We start from the raw sequence: 22,936 nt of genomic DNA on the forward strand, positions 1-22,936 counted from the left end.
CTCACCCGAACAGGCTCATTCCGCGAGGCTCGCGGCCAGCAGTTCCACGAAGCCCACGTCTTCCCTGGCCACCCCGAAGACCTCGGCCCGCTGAAGGGTGCGCTCGGCCCAGGCCCGGTGCGGCTTCACTTCGTTCATCTTGTTCGTGTACGCGGACCGCAGCACTCCGCCGCCCCCGCTCTCCGGCCGCAGGATGTCCTGGGCGTCGCTGAACTCTTCGTGACTGACCACCGACAGTGCGTGCACGGGTGCGACGTGCGACGGGTGGATGCAGGTCTTGCCGAGCAGGCCGTTGGCCCGGTCCAGCTCGATCTCCCGCAGCAGGCCGTCCAGGTCGTGCTCGATCAACGCGGTGCGCAGTTCTTCGGCCCGGCCCTCCAGGAAGGGGCTGCGGCGCAGCTGCGGCTTGAACATGCGCTCCTGGAGCCGGAAGTACTCCCACACGGGTCCGGTGATCGTGAAGCCGGTGCCGTCCGCCCGGCCCAGCACGTTGACCACGTCGGCGATGACGTCACCGACGATCCGGACGTCGTACGCGGTCATGTCGGGCGCCCTGCGCAGTCCGTACGCCGAGCAGAAGTCGGTGACGCCGAGCCGTAGCGCGAGCACCCGGTCCCGGTACGAGCCGACCGTGGCGGCGATCTCCTGGAGGACTTCCCGCCGGGTCTCCAGATGGAGCAGCTCGGGCGATTCGAGCACAGGCATGGCGAAGAGCCGCCGGCCACCGGCGCCCTCGGCCTTGGTGAGCGCCTCCATGAAGGGCACACCACGCTCCTGCGTGAACTTCGGAAGTACAAATCCGGACAACAGTCGGACGGAATCACCGAGCCTGCGCACCAGGTCCGTGATCTGGTGCGGCTCACGGACCCGGATGAAGAGGAGCGGCAGCTCACCGCCGCGCGCGTCGAGTTCCGCGAACTGGCCGACCAGGTTCTCCTCGGCTCCGGCCACCTCGGAGTCGTCGATCGAATCCTCCAGGCACAGCACCATGGAGACGACGCCCCTGGCCGCCTGCTTGATCACGTCGTCGGCGAGCGTCGGCCGGGTGGCGGGGCTGTAGAGGGTGGCGCCCAGCGCGGCCGAGAGGATCCGGGGCGGTGCGTCGGCGTCGAAGGAGCACGGCTCCTGGAAGAACAGGCCGTCCCTGACAGCCGGTGCGATATGACCGAAATGACGCATCTGATTCCCCCCGTGCTACCTGACCGATCGGACAACGTGTGGCCGGTAATAGTACGTACGGACGGGTGTCGGCAGTTCCCTGGCCACATGAATTCCGGGTAACTCGTCCATTTGGCGATGGTTCGGCAGGGTGCGGACGCGGCGCTTCCGGTATTCCGCCGGGACGCGACTCGCGACCCCCACGTTGTCCGCGGGGGCGGCCAGCAGGCAGGATGACCGCCATGACGCACGCGATGGTGAAAGGCTCGAACGTCCCACTCGACGCCATGGCCGTACGGGCGGTGCTGCGCTGGACCCCGGGCAACGGGGTCCCGGACGTGGACGCCTCGGCCCTGCTGCTCGGCTCCGACGGCCGCGTGCGCTCGGACGAGGACTTCGTCTTCTACAACCAGCCCCGCCACCCCTCCGGCCTGGTACGACGACTGCCGAAGCGGAGCCTCGCCACCGGGCTGACGGACACCATCGAGGCCGACCTGAACGCACTCGACCCCTCGGTCGACCAGGTCGTCATCGCCGCGTCCTCCGACGGCGCCTCCTTCGAACAGGTGCGCGATCTGTCCATCATGCTCTTCGACGCGGCGGCGGCGAGCGGTGAGCCGCTCGCGGTGTTCGAGATCCGGCCGGAGACCGGCGCGGAGACCGCGATCATCTGCGGCGAGCTGTACCGGCGCGGAGATGGCTGGAAGTTCCGGGCCGTGGGGCAGGGCTACCCCACCGGCCTCGTCGGTCTCGCGACCGCGTTCGGCATCTCGGTCGACGAAACGGCGGCCTCGGCCGATCCCGAACCGACTCCGGCCCAGGCCCAGGCACCACTGCCCGTAACGTCCGCACCGCCCGTCCCACCCGTACCGGCCTTCCCGCCCGCACCGGCGCCTGACCCGGACGCGCAGCTCACCGTGCAGCACCAGCAGCCCGCGTACGGCTACCCGCAGCCGGCCGTGGCCCCGCCCGTACCCGCGGCGCCGCAGCCCGCGTACGGCTACCCCCAGCCGGCCTCCGCGCAGCCCGCGTACGGCTATCCGCAGCCCGCGGCGGCGGCAGCACACGCCCCGGACCCGAATTTCGTCCTGCCGCCGCAGGGGCCGCAGTTCATACGCCCCTGAGCGGACACCCTCGGACCCGCCCTCGAACACTCGGCTGAACCCGGACACCCCCGGCCCCTACGTCCGGGACTTGTAGCCGCGTCCCCACTGCATCCCGTAGCCGTACAGCCGGTCCAGCTCCGACTGGAAGCCGTAGACGAACTTCACCTCGCGCCGCACGATCAGCTCGTCCTTGACGTTCTCCACCGTGAACACGGCGCACGAGCGTGCCTGCGGGGCCCGCTCGTCCAGCTCGATCTCGATGCGCGGCCCGTTGCCCGGGTAGAGCGTCACCTTGGCGTGCGTACGGTCGAAGGCCGGGGTCTGGTCGTAGATGTAGACGAAGAACAGCAGCCGCTTGATCTGGTCGCGCTGGTCGAGGTTGACGTAGACCGTCTCGCCGGACGGTGCGCCGAAGCGGTCGTCGCCGCTGAGCCTGATGTAGGGCGGCGCGTTCAGGTCACCGATCAGGTTGCCGAGCGGCTGCACCACGCCCTTGGTGCCGTCCGCCAGCTCGTACATGCAGCCCAGGTCCAGGTCGACGTTGACCACGCCCTGGGTGTGCGCCTGGACCACGTCCGGCTTGAAGAGCTTGAGCGGTCTCAGCAGCCGGCCGCTCTGCCGCGACCGGCCCTCGATGTCGGAGGTGCGCATCCGCCAGGAGAGGTTGACCCGGAGGTTGCCGGTCAGCGCGCCCTGTTTGGTCAGCGAGACCGTGGCATGCCGCCGCGAGAGCACGATGGAGTTGGTGGCCGCGTTGCCCGACTCGAACTGCGCTTCCCGCCCCGGCCACAAGTTGTCCCAGAACGCCATCCCCAACCCCCACACATATCGGCCACGCCGGATACCCGGCCCCGCACCCGCCGCATGCGCCACACACGACGCACGCACCGCTGCGGGGCGGCTCCGGGCCGGGTCCGGGATCTTCCCGAAGACCTTCACCGTACGAGCCGCCCCGCAGAGAGCGTTCCTCATTACCTACCGGGTCACACCCCGGCGGGCACTTCGGACGTGGAACCACCGTCCCCGCCACCGTCTCCGCCGCCGCCTTCGGCCTCCAGCGCCTTGTTGCGCCGGACCGACGACCAGAACGACCAGGCGATCAGGACGACCCCGACGAGACCCGTGATGAGCTCGTTGATCTCGTACTGGATCGTGACGAGCAGGATGACGGCCAGCGCGCCGATCGCGTAGTGCGCGCCGTGCTCCAGGTAGACGTAGTCGTCCAGGGTGCCCTGGCGGACCAGGTAGACCGTGAGCGAACGGACGTACATGGCACCGATACCGAGGCCCAGCGCCATCAGCACGATCTCGTTGGTGATGGCGAACGCGCCGATCACGCCGTCGAACGAGAAGGACGCGTCGAGCACTTCCAGGTAGAGGAACATGAAGAACGCGGCCTTGCCGGAGAGTACGACCGCGGAGACGTTCTTGCCGGTCCGCTTGGCCTGTTCCTCCTCCTCGTGCTCGCGTTCCTCCGCCTCTTCGAGCTTGTCCTCGAAGAAGCCGGAGAGCCCGCCGACGATGAGATAGGTGATCAGACCCGCGATTCCCGCGAGCAGGACCGTCTCCGCCTTGTCCGCGTGGCCGCCGCCGTGCTGGTGCGCGTTGGCCGCGAACGTCATCGACGTGATCAGCAGGACGATCAGCGCGATGCAGACCGACAGCATGTCGACCTTGCCGAGCTTGGCGAGCGGGCGCTCGATCCAGCGCAGCCACTGGATGTCACGGTCCTCGAAGATGAAGTCGAGGAAGATCATCAAAAGGAACATCCCACCGAAGGAGGCAATCGCCGGGTGGGCGTCCGTGACCAGTTCCTTGTAGCGGTCCGGGTCATTGAAGGAAAGATCAACGGCCTCGATCGGACCCAGTTTGGCAGTGATGGCCACGATCACGACGGGGAACACCAGCCGCATACCGAAGACCGCGATGAGCACACCGACCGTGAGGAAGATCTTCTGCCAGAAGGCACTCATCTTCTTCAGGATTCCGGCGTTGATCACCGCGTTGTCGAAGGACAGCGAGATCTCCAGGACGGTGAGGATCGCCACTACTCCGAAGGCCTCCCACCCCCCGTAGAACCACGCTGCGACCAGGCCGATCGCGGTAATCGCGAACGACCAGCCGAAGGTTTTCAGAAGCACTGGCTACCCCATCATTTATGTAACGGGTCTCCCCCGGTGAGTACGGGGCTCCCCCGCGCCGAGCGCGGCTTTACGAAACGTTGACCCCGAAGTCTAGAGCGATGCCCCGCAGTCCCGACGCGTACCCCTGCCCCACCGCACGGAACTTCCACTCGCCGCCATAGCGGTAGAGCTCACCGAAGATCATCGCGGTCTCCGTCGAGGCGTCCTCGCTCAGGTCGTAACGCGCGAGTTCCTGACCGTCGGCCTGGTTCACCACCCTGATGAACGCGTTGCTGATCTGCCCGAAGGTCTGGCCGCGGCTGTCGGCCTCATGGATCGAGACCGGGAAGACGATCTTGTCGCAATGGGCCGGCACCTGGGTGAGGTTGACGATGACGGACTCGTCGTCGCCCTCGCCCTCACCCGTGAGGTTGTCACCGGTGTGTTCCACGGAGCCGTCGGGGCTCGTGAGGTTGTTGTAGAACACGAACCACTCGTCACCGAGCACCCGGCCCGACTGGCACAGCAGCGCGCTGGCGTCGAGGTCGAAATCGGCCCCGGTGGTGGATCGTGCGTCCCAGCCGAGCCCGATGAGTACCTGGGTGAGATCGGGTGCGGCCTTGGAGAGGGAGACATTGCCTCCCTTGGCGAGTGTGACGCCCATGGTGTGTGTCCTCCCCGAGTGGATGAACCGTCTGTTGAGCGCGTCCGGCGCCGCACAGGGTGCGGCGCCGGACGGGGACGTGCTGGTGCCTGCCCGGGGCCGCGCGTGCGCGGGCCCGGAACCGGCGGGTCTAGTAGCCGGTCACGGTCCTAGACGTTGACGCCGAAGTCCTGCGCGATGCCGCGCAGACCCGAGGCGTAGCCCTGACCGATGGCACGGAACTTCCACTCCGCGCCGTTGCGGTACAGCTCGCCGAAGACCATGGCGGTCTCCGTCGAGGCGTCCTCGCTCAGGTCGTAGCGGGCGAGCTCGCTGTTGTCGGCCTGGTTGACCACGCGGATGTACGCGTTGCGCACCTGGCCGAAGCTCTGCTGGCGCGACTCGGCCTCGTAGATCGAGACCGGGAAGACGATCTTGTCGACATCGGCCGGGACACCGGCCAGGTTGACCTTGATGACCTCGTCGTCGCCCTCGCCCTCACCGGTGAGGTTGTCACCGGTGTGCTCGACGGAGCCGTCGGGGCTCTTGAGGTTGTTGAAGAAGACGAAATTGCCGTCGTTGCCGACCTTGCCCTCGGCGTTCGTCAGCAGGGCGCTGGCGTCGAGGTCGAAGTCTCCACCGGTGGTGGTACGAGCGTCCCAGCCCAGACCCACGATGACCGCGGTCAGGTTGGGCGCGGCCTTGGTCAGCGAGACGTTGCCGCCCTTGCTGAGGCTGACTCCCATGAGTCCTCCCATTGGTTTCCTTGGGGGCCGGCCGGTGCCGGCGCCTCCACGTTGCGTTGGCATCGGATCAACGAGTGGATCCTAGTGACCGGTTCCCGGCCAAAACAGGCTTTTGGCCGGGGGTCGCCCGGAGATCCCCCGGATCTCGGATCAGAGAGTGCCGAGCGCCTTGACGTAGTCGTTGAGGTCGCGCGCGTCGGGCAGGCCGTTGACGACCGTCCAGCGCACCACGCCCTCCTTGTCGATGATGAAGGTGCCGCGCACCGCGCAGCCCTTCTCCTCGTCGAAGACGCCGTACGCCCGCGAGGTCTCGCCGTGCGGCCAGAAGTCCGACAGCAGCGGGTACTCCAGGCCCTCCTGCTCGGCGAATACGCGCAGGGTGTGGATGGAGTCGTTGGAGACGGCGAGCAGCTGCGTGTCGTCGTTCTCGAACGTGGGCAGCTCGTCGCGCAGGGCGCAGAGCTCACCCGTGCAGACGCCGGTGAAGGCGAACGGGTAGAACAGCAGCACCACGTTCTTGGCGCCGCGAAATTCGGAGAGCTTCACGGTCCGGCCGTGATTGTCCTTCAGCTCGAAATCCGGGGCCTTGGTGCCGACCTCGATCGCCATGAAACGCGTCCCTTCGCTACGTCGCCGGGCTGGGCTGTCCGGGTGACTCCCACCACCCTACGCAGATGCCCCTGGCGGCCGTGCGGCACCCGCAGAAGGTCACCCCGCGGGTCCTCGCAGGTCCCTGCGGGCCGCTGCCGGGGCTTCACGGCTGCCGACGGGTGTCCCCGGGCGGGCTGCGGGCGAGACGGGTATACGAAGGCCCCCGGGCGGCTTGCTGCCGTCGGGGGCCTCCAGTGGCGATATGCGGTTCAGCGCCTGGGCTTGGCCGCCACCTTCGGTGTGGCCAGACGGCTGCCCGTCCAGTCCTTGCCCGCACTGATGCTCTTGGTCTGGGCGAGACCGGCTGTCTGGGCAGCCTCGTTGATGTCGCTCGGCTCGACGTATCCGTCACGGCCGGTCTTCGGCGTCATCAGCCAGACCGTGCCGCCTTCCTCGAGCAGACCAATGGCATCCACCAGCGCGTCCGTAAGGTCGCCGTCCTCGTCGCGGAACCAGAGCAGGACGACGTCTGCGACGTCGTCGTAGTCCTCGTCGACGAGATCCTGGCCGATAGTGGCCTCAATGCCCTCACGGAGCTCCAGCTCGACGTCGTCGTCGTAGCCGATCTCCTGGACCACCTGTCCGGGCTCGAACCCCAGGCGTGCTGCCGGGTTGGTCCGCTCCTCCGCGTGGTCCGCGGTCGCGCTCACGGGTTGCCTCCTGATCATGTTTCGGAAAATGCTGCAGCCACGCGCGTACGCGGGGCGTTGGCCGTAGTCCACACGGGAGCGGCGGATCGCGCAAGTACCCAGGGCACGAGACCGCCTAAACGGTGACGTTTCGTGCCACGTCGCCGCACTGTTGGCGGCCCCTTGCCGGAGCCTGCGCTACCGTCCACACCCTTTACGTCCTTGAACAGCTTATGCCGTTTCGGTCCGGCAATCGGAGTCGAGCAGTGTTTGGGAACACTTGGACGACTTGGGCGTATGGTTGCGGTTTCGCCCGACCCATCCTGCCCGACCTGCCCACAACACGCCTCCCGCCTCCCGGATACCCGCTCCGGCGCGGCCCATCCGGGGCTTGGGCCGTCCGGTGACACGGTGTCCCGGAAAGCCCCTGGTTACCCTTCGGTAGAGGTGACGTTTGCGCCCTCGCGGTACACGATGGGACGGCGTACGTGTACACATCCCGGGGGCGTGAATCCCGCAACCAGGCCCCGAAGCGCAGCACCGAACAGCGAAGGAACAGCGTGGCTTCCGGATCCGATCGCAACCCGATCATCATTGGCGGCCTTCCGAGTCAGGTCCCGGATTTCGATCCCGAAGAGACCCAGGAATGGCTCGACTCCCTCGACGCCGCCGTCGACGAGCGGGGCCGCGAGCGGGCCCGCTACCTCATGCTCCGGCTCATCGAGCGCGCACGCGAGAAGCGCGTCGCGGTGCCGGAGATGCGCAGCACGGACTACGTGAACACCATCGCCACGAAGGACGAGCCGTTCTTCCCCGGCGACGAGGACGTCGAGCGCAAGGTCCTCAACGCGACCCGCTGGAACGCGGCCGTGATGGTGTCGCGGGCTCAGCGTCCGGGGATCGGCGTGGGTGGCCACATCGCCACCTTCGCGTCCTCCGCCTCGCTGTACGACGTGGGCTTCAACCACTTCTTCCGCGGCAAGGACGACGGCAAGGGCGGCGACCAGATCTTCTTCCAGGGGCACGCCTCCCCCGGGATCTACGCCCGCGCCTTCCTGCTGGACCGGCTGAGCGAGGCGCAGCTCGACGCCTTCCGCCAGGAGAAGTCGAAGGCGCCGAACGGCCTGTCCAGCTACCCGCACCCGCGGCTGATGCCGGACTTCTGGGAGTTCCCGACCGTCTCGATGGGTCTGGGCCCGCTGGGCGCGATCTACCAGGCGCGGATGAACCGGTACATGGAGGCGCGCGGTATCGCGGACACCTCCGATTCGCACGTCTGGGCGTATCTCGGGGACGGCGAGATGGACGAGCCGGAGTCGCTCGGCCAGCTCTCCATCGCCGCCCGTGAGGGCCTGGACAACCTGACCTTCGTCGTCAACTGCAACCTGCAGCGGCTCGACGGCCCGGTGCGCGGCAACGGCAAGATCATCCAGGAGCTGGAGTCGCAGTTCCGCGGGGCCGGCTGGAACGTCATCAAGCTCGTCTGGGACCGCTCCTGGGACCCGCTGCTCGCGCAGGACCGCACGGGCATCCTGGTCAACAAGCTGAACACCACGCCGGACGGCCAGTTCCAGACGTACGCCACCGAGACGGGCGCGTACATCCGCGATCACTTCTTCGGTGACGACGCCCGGCTGCGGGACATGGTCAAGGACATGTCCGACCAGCAGATCCTGCACCTGGGCCGCGGCGGTCACGACCACCGCAAGGTCTACGCGGCGTACGCGGCGGCCAAGGCCCACAAGGGCCAGCCGACGGTGATCCTGGCGCAGACGGTCAAGGGCTGGACGCTGGGGCCGAACTTCGAGGGCCGCAACGCGACCCACCAGATGAAGAAGCTCACGGCCGAGGACCTGAAGCGCTTCCGGGACCGGCTGCACATCCCGATCGCGGACTCCCAGCTGGAGGACGGCAACCCGCCGTACTACCACCCGGGCCGCGACTCGGAGGAGATCCAGTACATGCACGACCGCCGCAAGGGCCTGGGCGGTTACGTCCCGACCCGGGTGGTGCGGGCGAAGCCGCTGGCGCTGCCCGACGACAAGGCGTACGCGAGCGCGAAGAAGGGCTCGGGCCAGCAGTCGATCGCCACCACCATGGCGTTCGTCCGCATCCTGAAGGACCTCATGCGGGACAAGGAGATCGGCAAGCGTTTCGTGCTGATCGCGCCCGACGAGTACCGCACCTTCGGCATGGACGCGTTCTTCCCGAGTGCGAAGATCTACAACCCGCTGGGTCAGCAGTACGAGTCGGTGGACCGCGATCTGCTGCTCGCGTACAAGGAGTCCCCGACCGGCCAGCTGCTGCACGACGGCATCTCGGAGGCGGGCTGCACCGCCTCGCTGATCGCCGCCGGATCGGCCTACGCCACGCACGGCGAGCCGCTGATCCCGGTGTACGTCTTCTACTCGATGTTCGGTTTCCAGCGGACCGGCGACCAGTTCTGGCAGATGGCCGACCAGCTCGCGCGCGGCTTCGTGCTGGGCGCCACCGCCGGCCGTACGACGCTGACCGGCGAGGGCCTCCAGCACGCGGACGGCCACTCGCAGCTGCTCGCCTCGACCAACCCGGGCTGTGTCGCGTACGACCCCGCGTTCGGGTACGAGATCGGGCACATCGTCAAGGACGGTCTGCGCCGGATGTACGGGGGGACGCCCGAGGAGAACGAGGACGTCTTCTACTACCTCACCGTGTACAACGAGCCGATCCAGCACCCGGCCGAGCCCGCCGATGTGGACGTCGAGGGCATCCTCAAGGGCGTCTACCGCTACAGCAGCGGCGAGAAGGGCGAGATCCCCGCCCAGATCATGGCGTCCGGTGTGGCGGTCCCGTGGGCGGTCGAGGCGCAGCGCATCCTCGCGGACGAGTGGAACGTGAAGGCGGACGTCTGGTCGGCGACCTCCTGGAACGAGCTGCGGCGCGAGGCCGTGGACGTGGAGCGGTACAACCTGCTGCACCCGGAGGAGGAGCAGCGCGTCCCGTACGTGACGCGCAAGCTCTCCGGCGCGCAGGGCCCGTTCGTCGCGGTCTCGGACTGGATGCGGTCGGTACCGGACCAGATCGCGCGCTGGGTGCCCGGTGCGTACCAGTCGCTGGGTGCGGACGGCTTCGGCTTCGCGGACACGCGGGGCGCGGCACGCCGGTTCTTCCACATCGACGCGCAGTCGATCGTCCTGGCGGTCCTCACCGAGCTGGCGAAGGACGGGAAGGTCGACCGTTCGGCGCTGAAGACCGCGGTCGACCGCTATGACCTGCTGGATGTGGCCTCGGCCGATCCGGGGGCCGCGGGCGGCGACGCGTAACCGGCACGCACGGCGGTACGGGCGGGGCGGTGGGACCGGGAGGTCCCGCCGCCCCGTCGTGTTCTCCGGGTCAGTTCTCCCAGACCTTGAAGGCGCGCACCTGGTACGGGGACTGCGGCACCCAGGTTCCGCCGCCCGGATAGGTGTCGAACTCACCGGTCTCGCCGCACTCGGCCGACTGGTAGGTGGTGACCGGGCGGCCGGTGCGGTTGGCGAGCGCCTGGCCGGTGGAGCCCGCCGGCAGCGGCACACAGCTGTCGATGTCGATGGTGGACAGCTCGTGGACCTGCCGGCCGCCGGCGAACTCCGGTTTCGCCCAGAGGCAGAGCTGACCGCTCCCGCAGGCGCCGAGCCGGACGGGCGCGGCCTCGGCGGGCGGGGCCAGGCCGGTGGGCAGAGCGGTGACGGCCAGGGCGGTGGCGGCCAGGACGGCGCCGACAACGGTTGTACGCATGTGAGTGAACCCCCGTGCTGATGTGGATCTTCCGCACCCAGCCTGAGCTGCGGGGCGGGCGTCCGGGAAGGGGCCGGGGGCCTTACCACCCTGATAGGCGACAGCCCCGCCGGAGCGTTCCGGCGGGGCTGTCGTGTGCACTGTGTTGACGCCTTCCGGCGCCGGGACGGGGGGGGGGCGGATCAGATGTGACCAGCTCCCGTGGGGGGGGTCGGATCAGATGTGACCGGCGCCCGCGCCCGCCTCCGCGTTCTCACCGCGCTTGGTGAGGGTGGCGACCAGGGCCGCGATCACCGCGACGATGCCCGCGACCATGAACGCCGTGCTCATGCCCGACACGAACGTGTCATGGGCGACGTTCACGATCTTGCCGGCGACCTCGGGCGGGGTGCCGGGGGCGACCGGCGGAATGCCGACCTTGACGGCCTGGGACGCCTGGTCCAGCTGCTCGCCCGACAGCGGGGGCAGCTGTGCGTCCTTCCAGTTGTCGGCGAGCTCGGCGTCGACCCGGGCGGCCATGATGGCGCCGAGGACGGCCGTACCGAGGCTGCCGCCGACCTGCATCGCGGCCTGCTGGAGGCCTCCCGCGACACCCGAGAGCTCCATCGGGGCGTTGCCGACGATGACCTCGGTGGCGCCGACCATGACCGGCGCGAGGCCGAGGCCGAGCAGGGCGAACCAGATCGACATGGTGACGGTGCCGGTGCCGACGGTCAGCTGGGACATGCCGAAGCACGCGATCGCGGTGCACACCATGCCGCCGACCAGCGGGACCCGCGGGCCGAACTTCGTGATCAGGAAGCCCGCCAGCGGCGAGGCGACGATCATCATCGCGGTCAGCGGCAGCAGGTGCAGACCGGCGTCGACGGCCTTCATGCCGTGCACGTTCTGGAGGTAGAAGGTGACGAAGAACAGGCCGCCCATGAAGGCGAAGGCCATCAGCACCATCAGGACCGTACCGGCGGAGAGCGGCACGGAGCGGAACATCGCCAGCGGGATCAGCGGTTCCCTGACGCGCTGCTGGACGAGGGCGAACCCGACGAACAGGGCGACGGCGGCGATCAGGAAGCCGATCGTCTTGGGGTCGCCCCAGCCCCACTCCGAGCCCTTGATGAGGGCCCAGATCAGGCAGAACATCGCGCCGGACAGCAGCGCGATGCCCGCGAAGTCGAAGGAGCGCGGCGCGTTCTGCGCGCGGTGGTCCTTGAGGATCAGCACGCCGAGCACGAGCGCGACCACGCCGACCGGCACGTTGATGAAGAAGACGGACTGCCAGCTGACGTGCTCGACGAGCACGCCGCCCAGGATCGGGCCACCGGCGGTCGAGGCGCCGATCACCATGCCCCAGATGCCGATCGCCATGTTCAGCTTCTCGGCCGGGAAGGTGGCGCGGAGCAGACCGAGCGCGGCCGGCATCAGCAGGGCGCCGAAGAGGCCCTGGAGCACCCGGAAGGTGATGACCAGGGTGACACTGCTGGAGAGGCCGATGGCACCGGACGCCGCGGCGAAGCCGACGACGCCTATCAGGAAGGTCTGGCGGTGGCCGAACCGGTCACCGAGCTTGCCCGCGGTGATCAGGGAGACCGCGAGGGCGAGCATGTAGCCGTTGGTGATCCACTGGACGTCCGCGAGCGAGGCGCCGAGGTCCTTCTGGATCGCGGGGTTGGCGATCGCGACGATCGTGCCGTCGAGCGCAACCATCATCACGCCGATGGCCACGGAGAACAGCGTCAGCCAGGGGTGGCCGCGCAGCCCCTTGGCAGGTGCGGGAACAGGGGCATCCCGGGGCTCCCGCGGTGCCTTTTCGACGGTGGTCTGACTAGTCATACCCGGAGATTAGTGTCAGTCGCTGACAGTTGACAAACCATTTCACAAGTCGGTAACTGTCACGTAGCTCACAGGTAAGCTGAGCTGGACAAAGCAGGGGAAAGAGGACCAGCTCAGTGACCGACGGGCAACAAACCGCCGAGCATCCGACCGGGCTGCGCGAGCGCAAGAAGCGCCGCACCCGGGACGCACTGCTCCATGCCGCCCTCGATCTTTTCACCACCCAGGGGTACGAGGAGACCACCGTCGACGAGATCGTCGACGCGGTGGAGGTCTCCCAGCGCACCTTCTTCCGCTACTTCGCCGGCAAGGAGTCGGCCGCCTTCGCCGTCCAGGAGATGGTGGAGTCGCGCTTCATCGCGGAACTGAGCCAACGGCCCGCGCCGGAAGCCCCCTTCGAGGCGATGCGCCGCGCGGTCCTGTGCGCCTGGGACAGTATCGGGGAAGCCATCGAGGCCCTCGTCCCGGTCGAACTCCACATGCGTACGTACCAGATGATCGAATCGACACCCTCGTTGCTCGCCGCCCACCTGCGGCGCAACAGTGAGCTGGAGAACCAGATAGCCCTGCTGATCGCGCAGCGCGAGGGCCTGGACGTGGAGCGGGACCCGCGCCCGCGCGTCGCCGTCGCCGCGTTCTGCGGGGTGATGCGGGTGACCGGCCAGCTGTGGGGGCACGGCCGGGAGACCAGCATGGACTCGCTGCGGACGCTGACCGAGGTGTATCTCGACCAGTTGGGGCCGGCCCTGGCCGAGGACTGGCGCACGCCCGCCAAGGGCCGTGTGCCGCATGTCTCGGACCCGGCGTATGGCCAAGGTCACAACACGCGGACCACGCAGAGCGGATGCGACACCTGCGGGGTGCCGAGCTCGGCGGAGCGTACGGGTGGCCCGTACGGAGCGTGAGGGAAGAGGCGTTCCATTCCCGACAGTCGGGTGATGTGTGTCACCCGCTTAACGGCGTGCGGCGCGCGTCTCCTAATGTGGGCCGCAGTGACTTCCTTCGATTCCTCCCCGACGCTCACCGCATGGCGCACTCTGCTCGCCATCGCGGTTGTGTTCGTGATGCTGGCGACCACGGGCTGGACCGCCGTGCGTCATCAACGCTCCGACGAGCCACGCACTGTCGCACTCGCCTCCTGGGCCAAGGGATCGATAGGGGGCCGCGCGCTTCCCCCCGCCGACGCCCAGCCGCACAGACTGGCACACTTCTTCGCCACGCTCACGGCCGCGCAGCGCGTCCGGCTGGCGGACAAGTACCCGCTGGTGGTGGGGAATCTGAACGGCGCGCCGATCACCCTGCGCTACCGGGCCAACCGGCTCGCGCTCGTCCAGGCGGGCACGGTCGAAGAGCAGCGCGCACACGACAGCCGGCTCTCCCCCGAGGGCCGCGCCGAGGCGGTCCGCCGGCTGGACCGCTTCCGCTCGATGCTCGGCCGGGACCGGCACTTCCTGGCGTTCGACCCGTCGGGCCGGGGCCACGCCGCCGAGGTCTTCGGTGATCTCGACCGGGCCGAACGGGTCTCGGTGGTCGTACCGGGCGTCGACACCAACCTGCTGACGCTGGAGCGGACCGGGACCAAGACCAACGCCGCGCCCGTCGGCATGGCCAAGTCCCTGTACGCCGCGGAGCAGACCGCGGGCCCCGGCGTACGCACCGCCGTGATCGCCTGGGCCGACTACACCGCGCCCGCGGGCATCGGCATGGACGCCGCCCTCGGGAACCTCGCCCAGCGCGGGGCCGTCCGGCTCGACGCGCTCGTCGGCGCACTCCCGGGCCAGGCACCCGTCTCGCTGTTCTGCCACAGCTACGGCTCGGTCCTGTGCGGCGTGGCGGCGAGCGGACTGCCCGCCCGGGTCACCGACATCGCGGTCGCGGGCAGTCCGGGCATGCGCGCCGACAACGCCGGCGCGCTGCACACCCGGGCCAACGTGTGGGCGATGCGGGACCACGACGACTGGATCGCGGATGTACCGAACCTCGAGGTCGCCGGTCTCGGCCACGGGGCGGATCCGGTCGATCCGGCCTTCGGCGCCCGGATCGCGGCGGCGGGCGACGCGATCGGCCACAGCGGCTATTTCGAGCCGGGAACCGAGAGCCTCGGCAACTTCGCCGCGATCGGTGTCGGCACCTACGGTTCGGTGACCTGTGCGCAGGCCGACACCGCTTGCCACGAACGAATTTCCGGCAACGAGACGGTCTGACGCGCGTAGAGAGCCGCGTCGGTCGCGGATTGCCGTCGACTCGAAGGGGGGACGTCCGGGCAAGTGCCGCATACGATGAGGCACATGGGTGATGTGCTGGCCGGAATTCAAGCCACCTGGGAGTTCGACACCGACTCCGTGCTCATCCGCTTCGAACGGGGTATCCGCACGCCGAGGCTCTTCCAGAGCCTCCGTGAGCGCCGCGTCCCGCACGCGGCGCTTTCGTCGGTGACGCTGACTCCGGGCAAGCGGGGCACGGTGGTGCTGCGTGCCGTCCCGAGACCCGGCGCCGACCCGCTGCTGGAGGCCGCGGCCGGGCAGCTCAAGGACGGCTGCGACCCGTACCGCCTGGTGCTTCCGGCCGAGCGCGAGACGCTCGCCGAGTACTACGCGGACGAGCTGCGGGCCCGGCTGGGCCCCGACGCGGGTGAACCCGCCGAGCGCTTCCTGGTCGCGGCGCCCGAGGCGCCGATGCGCTTCAAGGCGTACGACGGCCGGGCCAGCTTCGACGGGGACCGGATCTCCTTCCGCTGGTTCTGGACGGGCGCCTCCTCCGAGAAGTGGAAGGCGGGCGACCAGACGTTCCCGGTCACCGAGCTGAGCGGCGTCGAGTGGCGCTCCCCCGAGGCCTTCGAGGGCTATCTGCGGCTGGTGCCGAGAGGGCTCGAAGGCACGGGCCCGGCCACAACAGAGGCCGGCGGCGGTCCCGGCCCCGCGCTGTGCACGGGCACCGACCGGAGCGCGCAGTCCGTGGCCGCACGGCCCACCCGGGCCGACGAGGACCCCGCCGCGGTGATCTTCGGCCTCGGCTACGGCCCGGTGCACGAGTCGCTGCCGTTCGCCGCGGCCGTGCTGGAATCCGTCCGCAGGAAGCAGTCCGCGCCCGCCGCCGCGACAACGGCCCTGGCATCCGCCGGGCGGCGCGACCCTGCGGACATCGCGGAGCGGATCCACCACCTCGGCGAACTGCACCGGGCGGGACTGGTGACGGACGACGAGTTCAGCGCGAAGAAGGCCCAGCTGCTCGCCGAGCTGTAGCGGCGGCCTGCCCCGTACGAGACAGCTGCTCGCCGAGCTGTGGCGGCGGCCTGTCCCGTACGAGCCCGGGGCGGGTCATACCCGGGTACGGGGCAGGCGCCCGCGGAACCAGCACTCCGGTATGACGCCGACCGGTGGGCGCGCTGCCTACGCTGAGCAGCCCATGCCCACTTCATCCCCGCCCCCGCCCCCCGCGTCCCCGCCGACGGACGGTCTGCTGAGCGCCGCCCGCCGCCATCTGGGCCCGATGGCGTACGGGCTGTCCCATCCCTCGCATCCGCCGACCCCGCTGCTGGCCGACGCCCCGAAGCGCTGGCAGCGGGTCACGCCGTACATCGTCGTCGTCGCCCTCACGGCGCTCTTCGTGCCGGTCACGATCGCGGTCCTGACCGACCAGTACGCCATGGGCGGCGGGGTGGCGGGCGCCCTCGCCGTCGCCCAGGCCGCGCCGCTGCTGATGCTGGCGCACCGGCCGCTGCAGGCCTGGTGGATCATCTTCCCGGCCGACATCCTGGGCGCGGTCCTGGCGCTCACGCGACCGCCCGAGACGTACGACATCTGGCCGTGGACACCGCCCGCCCTGATCGGCTACCTCTTCCTGCTGCTCGCACTCGCCCTGCGGGAGACCCGGCGCACCCTGGTCGCCGTCTGGCTGGCGACGGGCGCGGCGAGTCTGGCCCTGTACCGGATCTCGCCCGAGCGCAGCAACGGCAGCACGCTACTGCTGGTGATCCTCGGCGCCGTGGTGCTGGTGATCGGCGCGGCCGTACGGGAACGCGGCGTCGCACAGCGCCGGCTGGCCGAGCAGGAGACCATCAGCGAGGCCGAGCGGGCGCGGCGCACGCTGCTGGAGGAACGCACCAGGATCGCCCGTGAACTGCACGACGTGGTCGCGCACCACATGTCCGTGATCACGGTCCAGGCGGACTCCGCCCCGTACCGGCTTGGCGGCCTTCCGGACGGTGTCCGCGAGGAGTTCGAGTCGATCGCCGCGAGCGCGCGGGAGTCCCTCGGGGAGATGCGGCGGCTGCTGCAGGTGCTGCGCAGCGAGGGCACCGAGGGCGAGCGGGCGCCGCAGCCGGGCCTTGACCGGCTGCAGCAACTGGTGGAGGCGACGGTACGGGCCGGGCTCCCGGCCGAACTGTCGCTGCCCGCCGGGCTGACGGGCCTGCCGCAGGCGGTCGACCTGTCCGCGTACCGGATCGTGCAGGAGGCCCTGGCCAACGTGGTCCGGCACGCGCCGGGTGCCCGGACCCGGGTGTCGGTCAGCTCCGACGGCGCGCATCTGACGGTGCTGGTCGTCAACGGCCCGCCGGAACAGACGGGTTCGCCGCGCGAGCCGCTGGAGACGACGGGGACGGGACACGGGCTGGTCGGGATGCGCGAACGCGTACGGTTGACCGGCGGCACGCTGGACACCGGGCCGCTGCCGGACGGGGGTTTCCGGGTGGCCGCGCGGCTGCCGCTGGCCACCGTCGGCGCCGCCGGGTGACCGGTCCGCTTCCCCGCCCGCTCCCGTCCCGCCTCCGGAGGACTCTTGACCATCCGTGTGATCATCGTCGACGACCAGGCCATGGTGCGGGCGGGGTTCGCGGCGCTGCTCGCGGCACAGGCCGATATCGATGTGGTCGGTGAGGCGCCGGACGGGCGCCAGGGCATCGACGTCAGCCGCCGGGTCCATCCGGACGTGGTGCTGATGGATGTCCGGATGCCCGAGATGGACGGACTGGCGGCGGCACGCGAGCTGCTGGACCCGCCGGTGGGCGTGGCGCACGTGCCGAGGGTGCTGATGCTGACCACGTTCGACGTGGACGACTACGTGTACGAGGCGCTGCGCGCCGGTGCGTCCGGCTTCCTGCTGAAGGACGCGCCCCCGGCGGACCTGATCTCGGCGGTACGGGTGGTGGCGGCGGGTGACGCGCTGCTCGCCCCGTCCGTGACCCGGCGCCTGATCGCGGACTTCGCCCGCCAACGGCCGTCCGGGGCGGGGCGCGGCGGGGCGGCGCTGCGGCTGAACGGGCTGACTCCGCGCGAGACGGAGGTGCTGGAGCTGATAGCCCGGGGGCTGTCGAACCAGGAGATCGCGGGGCAGCTGGTGCTGGCGGAGCAGACGGTGAAGACGCACATCGGGCGGATACTCGCGAAGCTGGATCTGCGCGACCGGGCCCAGGCGGTGATCTTCGCGTACGAGGCGGGCGTGGTGGTACCGGGCGAGAGCCCCTGAAGCCCGCGCGCGCCGGGGCCGTCCGGCAGCCCCCCGCATCCCTGATACACCCCCTACCCCGGTATCACTCCTCGGTTGGCCCCTCGGCGTGACGCCCCCGCACCCGTCCTCTTCCTACCTTCCTCCCGTCGCGCCGAACGGTGTGACGGGATCCGGCTCGGCCGGAGGGGGAGGGCCCGATGCGCCGTTACGCGAGGACCTTGGTGGCGGTCGCCCTGGCGACCACGGTGGTGGCCGGGACGGCCGGCTGGGCTTCCGGCAACGCCCAGCAGGCGCTGACCGGGCCGCCGCCCGGCACCGCCGCCTGGCGGGCGGACCAGGTGCTGGGCCGGGAGCTGCCCGACCCGGAGCGGGACACGCCCTCCGAAGTGAGCGCGTTCTTCCGGGGGTTGAGCGACCGGGACCGGCAGACGCTGGTCGTGCGGCACCCGCTCGTCGTCGGGAACCTCGACGGCGTACCGGCCGAGCTGCGCTACCGCGCCAACGCCCGTGCGCTCAGGAGCAGTCACGATCCCCGGTACGCGCATCTCGCCGCGGACCCGCACCGGCAGATCCTCGCGTTCGACCCGCGCGGCCGGGGTCAGGTGGCCGAGGTCTTCGGTGACCTGAGGGCCGCGCGGCAGGTGTCCGTGGTGGTGCCGGGCTCCGACATCGACGCCGGGACCTTCGACCGCCGCACCGATGTCTACGGCACCCCGGCCGGCATGGCCAGGTCCCTCCACGCGCAGACCGGCCGGGGCAGCGCCGTGATCGCCTGGGCCGGGTACACCACCCCCGTCGGCCTCGGCGTGGACGCGGCGACCGGTTCGCTCGCGGAGGCCGGGGCCGACCGGCTGACCCGGTTCGACGACGGGCTGGCCGCCGACGGTGTGCCCACGCCCGCCGTGTTCTGCCACAGTTACGGCTCCGTCGTCTGCGGACTCGCGGCGTCCCGGCTGCGCGCCACGGATCTGGTCGTCCTCGGATCGCCGGGGATGCGCGCCGACAACGTCCGCGACCTGCACACCGATGCCCGGGTGTGGGCCGCCAAGGACCCCAGTGACTGGATCGACAAGGTGCCCCACGTCGAGTTCGCCGGGCTGGGCCACGGCGCCGACCCGGCCTCCGCCTCGTTCGGCGCCCGCCGGGTGCCCGCGGAGGACGCCCAGGGACACACCGGGTACTTCGCTCCCGGAACCGAATCGCTGCGCGCGTTCGCGGCGATCGCCGAAGGCGCACATGCCGGACTGGACAAGCAACCGGTGCTCCCCGCACGATGAGCGCTCACGATTGCAACTGTGCGGGGGCAAACGGCCGTTACGGCCGACCCGGCCCACCGCCCAGGCGCTCCGCACCTCTTACCGGCACGGGAGAAACCTCGCCATGAGCTACGGCGATCCGAACAACCCCTACAGTCAGCAGCCGTACGACGCTCCCCCGCAGTACGGCTACCAGCAGCAGCCGCCGTACGGGATGCAGCAGCCGTACGGGATGTACCCGCCGGCCGGGATGTACGGGATGCCGGGGCCGGGGATGCCGCCGCTGGCCCACTGGGGAGAGCGGGTGGGGGCGTGGATGCTCGACCTGATGATCATCGTGGCGCCGATGTACGCGCTGGGGTTCATCGACATCCTGCGGAGCGATGACCCGGCGACCGCCGACCCCGGGCCCTTCTTCGCCGTCGGCGTGGCCTACTTCCTCGTCATGGGCTTCTACCAGCTCTACCGGGAGGGCAGGTACGGCCAGACGACCGGCAAGAAGGTCCTCCGGATCAGCGTGCGCCGTGAGGCCGACGGCACGACACTCGGTTTCGGCATGGCGTTCGTGCGCAAGCTCGCGCACATAGTGGACAGCCTGGCCTGCTACCTCGGCTGGCTCTGGCCGTTGTGGGACGTCAGGAGGCAGACCTTCGCCGACAAGATGTGCTCCACCGTGGTCATCAAGGTGGCCAAGGGCTGACCGCGCCCGGTCGGTCCGCCGGGCGCGATCAGCCGTAGCCGCTATTCGCGGGCGGTGGCGGTCGAGCTCATGTCCGGGTAGCGGTCCCCCGCGACCTGGCCGGCGATCGGCTCCAGCTGCGCCAGCTCCTCCGGCGTCAGCGTGATCCGGGTGGCGCCGACGTTCTCCAGCAGGCGGCTGCTCCTGCGGGTGCCCGGGATCGGCACCACGGCCAGCCCGTGCACCTGGGCACGCTGCTGCACCCAGGCCAGCGCCACCTGGGCGGCGGTCGCCCCGTGGGCGGCGGCGATCTTGCGGACCGGCTCCAGCAGCGCGGCGTTCGTCTTCGCGTTGTCGCCGGTGAAACGCGGCTGGAACTGGCGGAAGTCGTTCTTCGACAGGTCCTTGCCCGCGTCCGCGAAGGACCCGGTCAGAAAGCCCCGGCCGAGCGGCGAGTACGGCACGAGGGTCACGCCGAGCTCCACGGCGGCGGGCACCGCGCTGCGCTCGCTGTCCCGGCTGAACAGCGACCACTCGGACTGGAGGGCGGCGATCGGGTGCACGGCGTGCGCCTCGCGCAGCTCCGCGCCCGTCACCTCGCTGAGCCCGAGCTGCTTGACCTTGCCCTGCTGGACCAGCTCGGCCATGGCGCCCACGGACTCGGCCAGCGGCACGGCCGGGTCGCGGCGGTGCATGTAGTAGAGGTCGATCACGTCGGTGCCCAGCCGCCGCAGGCTGTTCTCGACGGCCTGCCGGATGTACGCGGGGTCGTTGCGGATGCCCCGGTAGTGCGGGTCGTCGTCCCGGCGCTCGATGGCGAACTTGGTGGCGAGGGTGATCTCGTCGCGGTGCGCCCCGACGAACGGCGCGATGAACGTCTCGTTGGAACCGCTCCCGTAGATGTCCGCGGTGTCGAAGAGCGTGACACCGGCCGCCAGGGCGGTCTCCAGCGTCTCGCGTGCGGAAGACTCGTCGGTGTCCCCGTAGAACTCGCTCATGCCCATGCAGCCGAGCCCCTGGACGCCGACCTGCGGGCCGCCCCTGCCGAGCTCCACGGTGGCGATCTTGTTGTCAGTCATCAGGTACTTGACCTCTCCGGCGCCCGTCGGGCGCCCGCGTAAAAGTCGATCTTGTGGTCGAGTACGGCGAGGGTGTCGTGGAGCTCCGCGATCCGCGTCTTCACATCGCGGCGGGTCGCCTCCAGCAGTTCCTGCCGTTCCTCGAAGGTGTCGTCGCCCTCGCGCAGCAGCTCCGCGTAACGGACCATGTGGGCGACCGGCATCCCGGTCAGCCGCAGCTTGCCGACGAAGGTCAGCCAGTCCAGGTCACGGTTGGTGAAACGGCGCTGACCGGTGTGTGACCGGTCGACGTGCGGCATCAGTCCGATCCGCTCGTACCAGCGCAGCGTGTGTGCGGTGAGCCCGGTGAAGGCGACCACCTCGCTGATCGTGTACTGGTCCTGCCCCTCGGGGCGCGGGTGCGCCTTGGGGGCCGATACGCAGATATCGGTCCTCGTCGAAGTCGTCGTGGTCTCCATCACCGTCATGCCTCCACGCTAGAACCTTGGAGTGCACTCGAAGCAAGCGCAACCGGAGCCGATTTTCCGCCGGTATTAGTCTCGTACGCATGCAGAGCCTGGCGATGATCGAGAACTGGCCCGTGCCCACCGCGGCGGCGGCCGTCGTACGAGCGGACGGCACCGTCCTCGGCCGGCACGGTCCGGGCGGCCACCGCTTCCCGCTCGCCTCCGTCACCAAGCCGCTCGCCGCCTACGCGGCGCTGGTGGCGTACGAGGAGGGCGCGGTCGAGCTCGACGAGCCTGCGGGCCCCGAGGGGTCCACGGTCCGCCACCTGCTCGCCCACACCAGCGGCCTCGCCTTCGACGAGCACCGGGTGACGGCCCCGCCCGGCACCCGGCGGCTGTACTCCAACGCGGGCTTCGAGGTGCTCGGCGACCATATCGCCAAGGCCACCGGCATCCCGTTCCCGGAATACGCCCGCCAGGCGGTCCTGGAACCCCTGCACATGACCGCGACCACCCTGGACGGCTCCCCCGCCCGCGACGGCGTCTCCACCGTCGAGGACCTGGTCCGGTTCGCGGCCGAGGTGCAGGCCCCCCGCCTCCTCGACCCGCGCACGGTGCTGGAGGCGCAGAGCGTCGTGCACCCCGGACTGAAGGGCGTCCTGCCCGGCTACGGCCACCAGAACCCCAACGACTGGGGCCTCGGCTTCGAGATCCGGGACTCCAAGTCCCCGCACTGGACCGGCGCGCACTCCTCCCCCGCGACCTTCGGGCACTTCGGGCAGTCCGGCACGTTCCTGTGGATCGACCCCGTCGCGGGGGCGGCCTGCGTGGCGCTCACCGACCGGCCCTTCGGCCCGTGGGCGGCCGAGGTGTGGACGCCGTTCACGGACGCGGTGCTGGCCGAGCTGGCGGCGTAGCCGGGGCGATCGTCGACGCGGCGGCCAGGCACTCGAACCACACCGTCTTGCCGCCGCCGTCCCGGCGCACCTCCACTCCCCACTTGTCCGTGACGGCATCCACCAGGACCAGCCCCCGCCCGCCCTCGTCGAGCACCCCGCCCTCGACCACGCGCGGCACCTCCGGGCAGCCGTCCGCCACCTCGACGCGGACACCCACGCCGCCCGGGAGCCGGAAGATGAACGTCTGGCAGCGGCGGTCCGGCACGTGCCGGACCACGTTGGCGATGAGTTCCGTGAATGCGAGCTCCGCCGCGTCGGCCACGGCCATCAGCCCCCACCCCTTGAGGTAGAGCCGCAGGATGCGCCGCAGATGCCGGGCCGAGTGCTCACCCATGGCGAAGTCGGATCGGTAGACCGGCTCTTCGGCCTCGGTCCAGGGGGCAATTACGTGATTCATGTCACCATCGTGCGAGCAAGTGACTACGCTCGG

Annotated in this window: 20 protein-coding genes and 2 pseudogenes; 10 read left to right on the forward strand and 12 right to left on the reverse strand. The window is 70.0% G+C overall.

Annotated elements, in window-relative coordinates; translation table 11 throughout:
* Positions 1 to 15: 15 nt before the first annotated feature.
* A complete protein-coding gene (locus OG892_RS11310; protein ID WP_371629051.1) occupies positions 16 to 1,179 on the reverse strand; it encodes an HpcH/HpaI aldolase/citrate lyase family protein in 1,164 nt (387 codons plus the stop codon).
* A 221-nt stretch (positions 1,180 to 1,400) separates the two neighbouring features.
* Between OG892_RS11310 and OG892_RS11315 the strand changes: the two genes are divergently transcribed.
* The gene (locus OG892_RS11315; protein WP_371629052.1) at positions 1,401 to 2,282 is read left to right on the forward strand and encodes a TerD family protein; all 882 of its coding nucleotides are present in this window, start codon (positions 1,401 to 1,403) and stop codon (positions 2,280 to 2,282) included.
* A 57-nt stretch (positions 2,283 to 2,339) separates the two neighbouring features.
* Here OG892_RS11315 and OG892_RS11320 read toward each other — a convergent pair whose 3' ends face one another.
* The 6 genes from OG892_RS11320 to OG892_RS11345 form a co-directional block, all read right to left on the reverse strand.
* Positions 2,340 to 3,074, reverse strand: a complete 735-nt coding sequence (locus OG892_RS11320; RefSeq protein WP_073735861.1) for a Tellurium resistance — start codon at positions 3,072 to 3,074, stop codon at positions 2,340 to 2,342.
* Positions 3,075 to 3,247: 173 nt separating this feature from the next.
* Positions 3,248 to 4,405, reverse strand: a complete 1,158-nt coding sequence (locus OG892_RS11325; RefSeq protein WP_073735862.1) for a DUF475 domain-containing protein — start codon at positions 4,403 to 4,405, stop codon at positions 3,248 to 3,250.
* Between the two features lie 70 nt (positions 4,406 to 4,475).
* Entirely contained in the window at positions 4,476 to 5,051 is a 576-nt protein-coding gene (locus tag OG892_RS11330) for a TerD family protein (protein ID WP_073735863.1), read from the reverse strand.
* 149 nt (positions 5,052 to 5,200) lie between these two features.
* Positions 5,201 to 5,776: a TerD family protein gene (locus OG892_RS11335; RefSeq protein ID WP_024491201.1), complete on the reverse strand. Its 576-nt coding sequence runs from the start codon at positions 5,774 to 5,776 to the stop codon at positions 5,201 to 5,203.
* Positions 5,777 to 5,926: 150 nt separating this feature from the next.
* On the reverse strand, positions 5,927 to 6,385 hold the full coding sequence (locus OG892_RS11340) for a peroxiredoxin (RefSeq protein WP_073735864.1): 459 nt from the start codon (positions 6,383 to 6,385) through the stop codon (positions 5,927 to 5,929).
* Positions 6,386 to 6,636: 251 nt separating this feature from the next.
* Positions 6,637 to 7,077 (reverse strand): DUF3052 domain-containing protein, encoded by a 441-nt coding sequence (locus OG892_RS11345; protein ID WP_073735865.1) that lies wholly within the window; start codon positions 7,075 to 7,077, stop codon positions 6,637 to 6,639.
* A 539-nt stretch (positions 7,078 to 7,616) separates the two neighbouring features.
* Between OG892_RS11345 and aceE the strand changes: the two genes are divergently transcribed.
* Positions 7,617 to 10,358, forward strand: coding sequence for a pyruvate dehydrogenase (acetyl-transferring), homodimeric type (gene aceE, locus OG892_RS11350; RefSeq protein ID WP_371629053.1), 2,742 nt, complete (start codon positions 7,617 to 7,619; stop codon positions 10,356 to 10,358).
* 70 nt (positions 10,359 to 10,428) lie between these two features.
* Here the strand turns inward: aceE and OG892_RS11355 are convergent, their stop codons facing one another.
* Entirely contained in the window at positions 10,429 to 10,812 is a 384-nt protein-coding gene (locus OG892_RS11355) for a peptidase inhibitor family I36 protein (RefSeq protein ID WP_328867203.1), read from the reverse strand.
* A gap of 216 nt (positions 10,813 to 11,028) precedes the next feature.
* Positions 11,029 to 12,516 (reverse strand): MFS transporter, encoded by a 1,488-nt coding sequence (locus OG892_RS11360; protein ID WP_371631618.1) that lies wholly within the window; start codon positions 12,514 to 12,516, stop codon positions 11,029 to 11,031.
* 239 nt (positions 12,517 to 12,755) lie between these two features.
* On the opposite strand from OG892_RS11360, the pseudogene OG892_RS11365 reads away from it, so the two are divergent.
* From OG892_RS11365 to OG892_RS11395, 7 genes and pseudogenes are all read left to right on the forward strand, one after another.
* A pseudogene (locus OG892_RS11365) lies at positions 12,756 to 13,409 on the forward strand (TetR/AcrR family transcriptional regulator); the annotation flags it as partial.
* A 222-nt stretch (positions 13,410 to 13,631) separates the two neighbouring features.
* Positions 13,632 to 14,843 (forward strand): alpha/beta hydrolase, encoded by a 1,212-nt coding sequence (locus tag OG892_RS11370; RefSeq protein ID WP_371629054.1) that lies wholly within the window; start codon positions 13,632 to 13,634, stop codon positions 14,841 to 14,843.
* Between the two features lie 84 nt (positions 14,844 to 14,927).
* Entirely contained in the window at positions 14,928 to 15,881 is a 954-nt protein-coding gene (locus OG892_RS11375; RefSeq protein WP_073735870.1) for a DUF4429 domain-containing protein, read from the forward strand.
* Positions 15,882 to 16,002: 121 nt separating this feature from the next.
* Positions 16,003 to 17,422: pseudogene (locus OG892_RS11380) on the forward strand (sensor histidine kinase).
* Positions 17,419 to 18,105 (forward strand): response regulator transcription factor, encoded by a 687-nt coding sequence (locus OG892_RS11385; protein ID WP_073735871.1) that lies wholly within the window; start codon positions 17,419 to 17,421, stop codon positions 18,103 to 18,105. The pseudogene OG892_RS11380 and the gene OG892_RS11385 overlap by 4 nt, the downstream one beginning before the upstream one ends.
* Before the next feature lie 179 nt (positions 18,106 to 18,284).
* Complete coding sequence (locus OG892_RS11390; RefSeq protein WP_371629055.1) at positions 18,285 to 19,364, forward strand: alpha/beta hydrolase; 1,080 nt, start codon at positions 18,285 to 18,287, stop codon at positions 19,362 to 19,364.
* 103 nt (positions 19,365 to 19,467) lie between these two features.
* On the forward strand, positions 19,468 to 20,043 hold the full coding sequence (locus OG892_RS11395) for an RDD family protein (RefSeq protein WP_371629056.1): 576 nt from the start codon (positions 19,468 to 19,470) through the stop codon (positions 20,041 to 20,043).
* 41 nt (positions 20,044 to 20,084) lie between these two features.
* On the opposite strand, the gene OG892_RS11400 is transcribed toward OG892_RS11395, so the two are convergent.
* Together OG892_RS11400 and OG892_RS11405 are read right to left on the reverse strand one after the other, a co-directional pair.
* On the reverse strand, positions 20,085 to 21,101 hold the full coding sequence (locus tag OG892_RS11400; protein ID WP_327336713.1) for an aldo/keto reductase: 1,017 nt from the start codon (positions 21,099 to 21,101) through the stop codon (positions 20,085 to 20,087).
* Positions 21,101 to 21,568 carry a MerR family transcriptional regulator gene (locus tag OG892_RS11405; protein WP_371629057.1) on the reverse strand — a complete coding sequence of 156 codons (468 nt, stop codon included), beginning with the start codon at positions 21,566 to 21,568 and terminating at the stop codon, positions 21,101 to 21,103. Before OG892_RS11405 ends, OG892_RS11400 begins: the two co-directional genes overlap by 1 nt.
* Before the next feature lie 80 nt (positions 21,569 to 21,648).
* On the opposite strand from OG892_RS11405, the gene OG892_RS11410 reads away from it, so the two are divergent.
* Positions 21,649 to 22,464, forward strand: coding sequence for a serine hydrolase (locus tag OG892_RS11410; RefSeq protein WP_073735876.1), 816 nt, complete (start codon positions 21,649 to 21,651; stop codon positions 22,462 to 22,464).
* On the opposite strand, the gene OG892_RS11415 is transcribed toward OG892_RS11410, so the two are convergent.
* On the reverse strand, positions 22,430 to 22,903 hold the full coding sequence (locus OG892_RS11415) for an ATP-binding protein (protein ID WP_371629058.1): 474 nt from the start codon (positions 22,901 to 22,903) through the stop codon (positions 22,430 to 22,432). The genes OG892_RS11410 and OG892_RS11415 overlap by 35 nt on opposite strands.
* Positions 22,904 to 22,936 lie beyond the last annotated feature (33 nt).

Origin of the sequence: Streptomyces sp. NBC_00341 (assembly GCF_041435055.1) — a bacterium.
Lineage (GTDB): Bacteria > Actinomycetota > Actinomycetes > Streptomycetales > Streptomycetaceae > Streptomyces.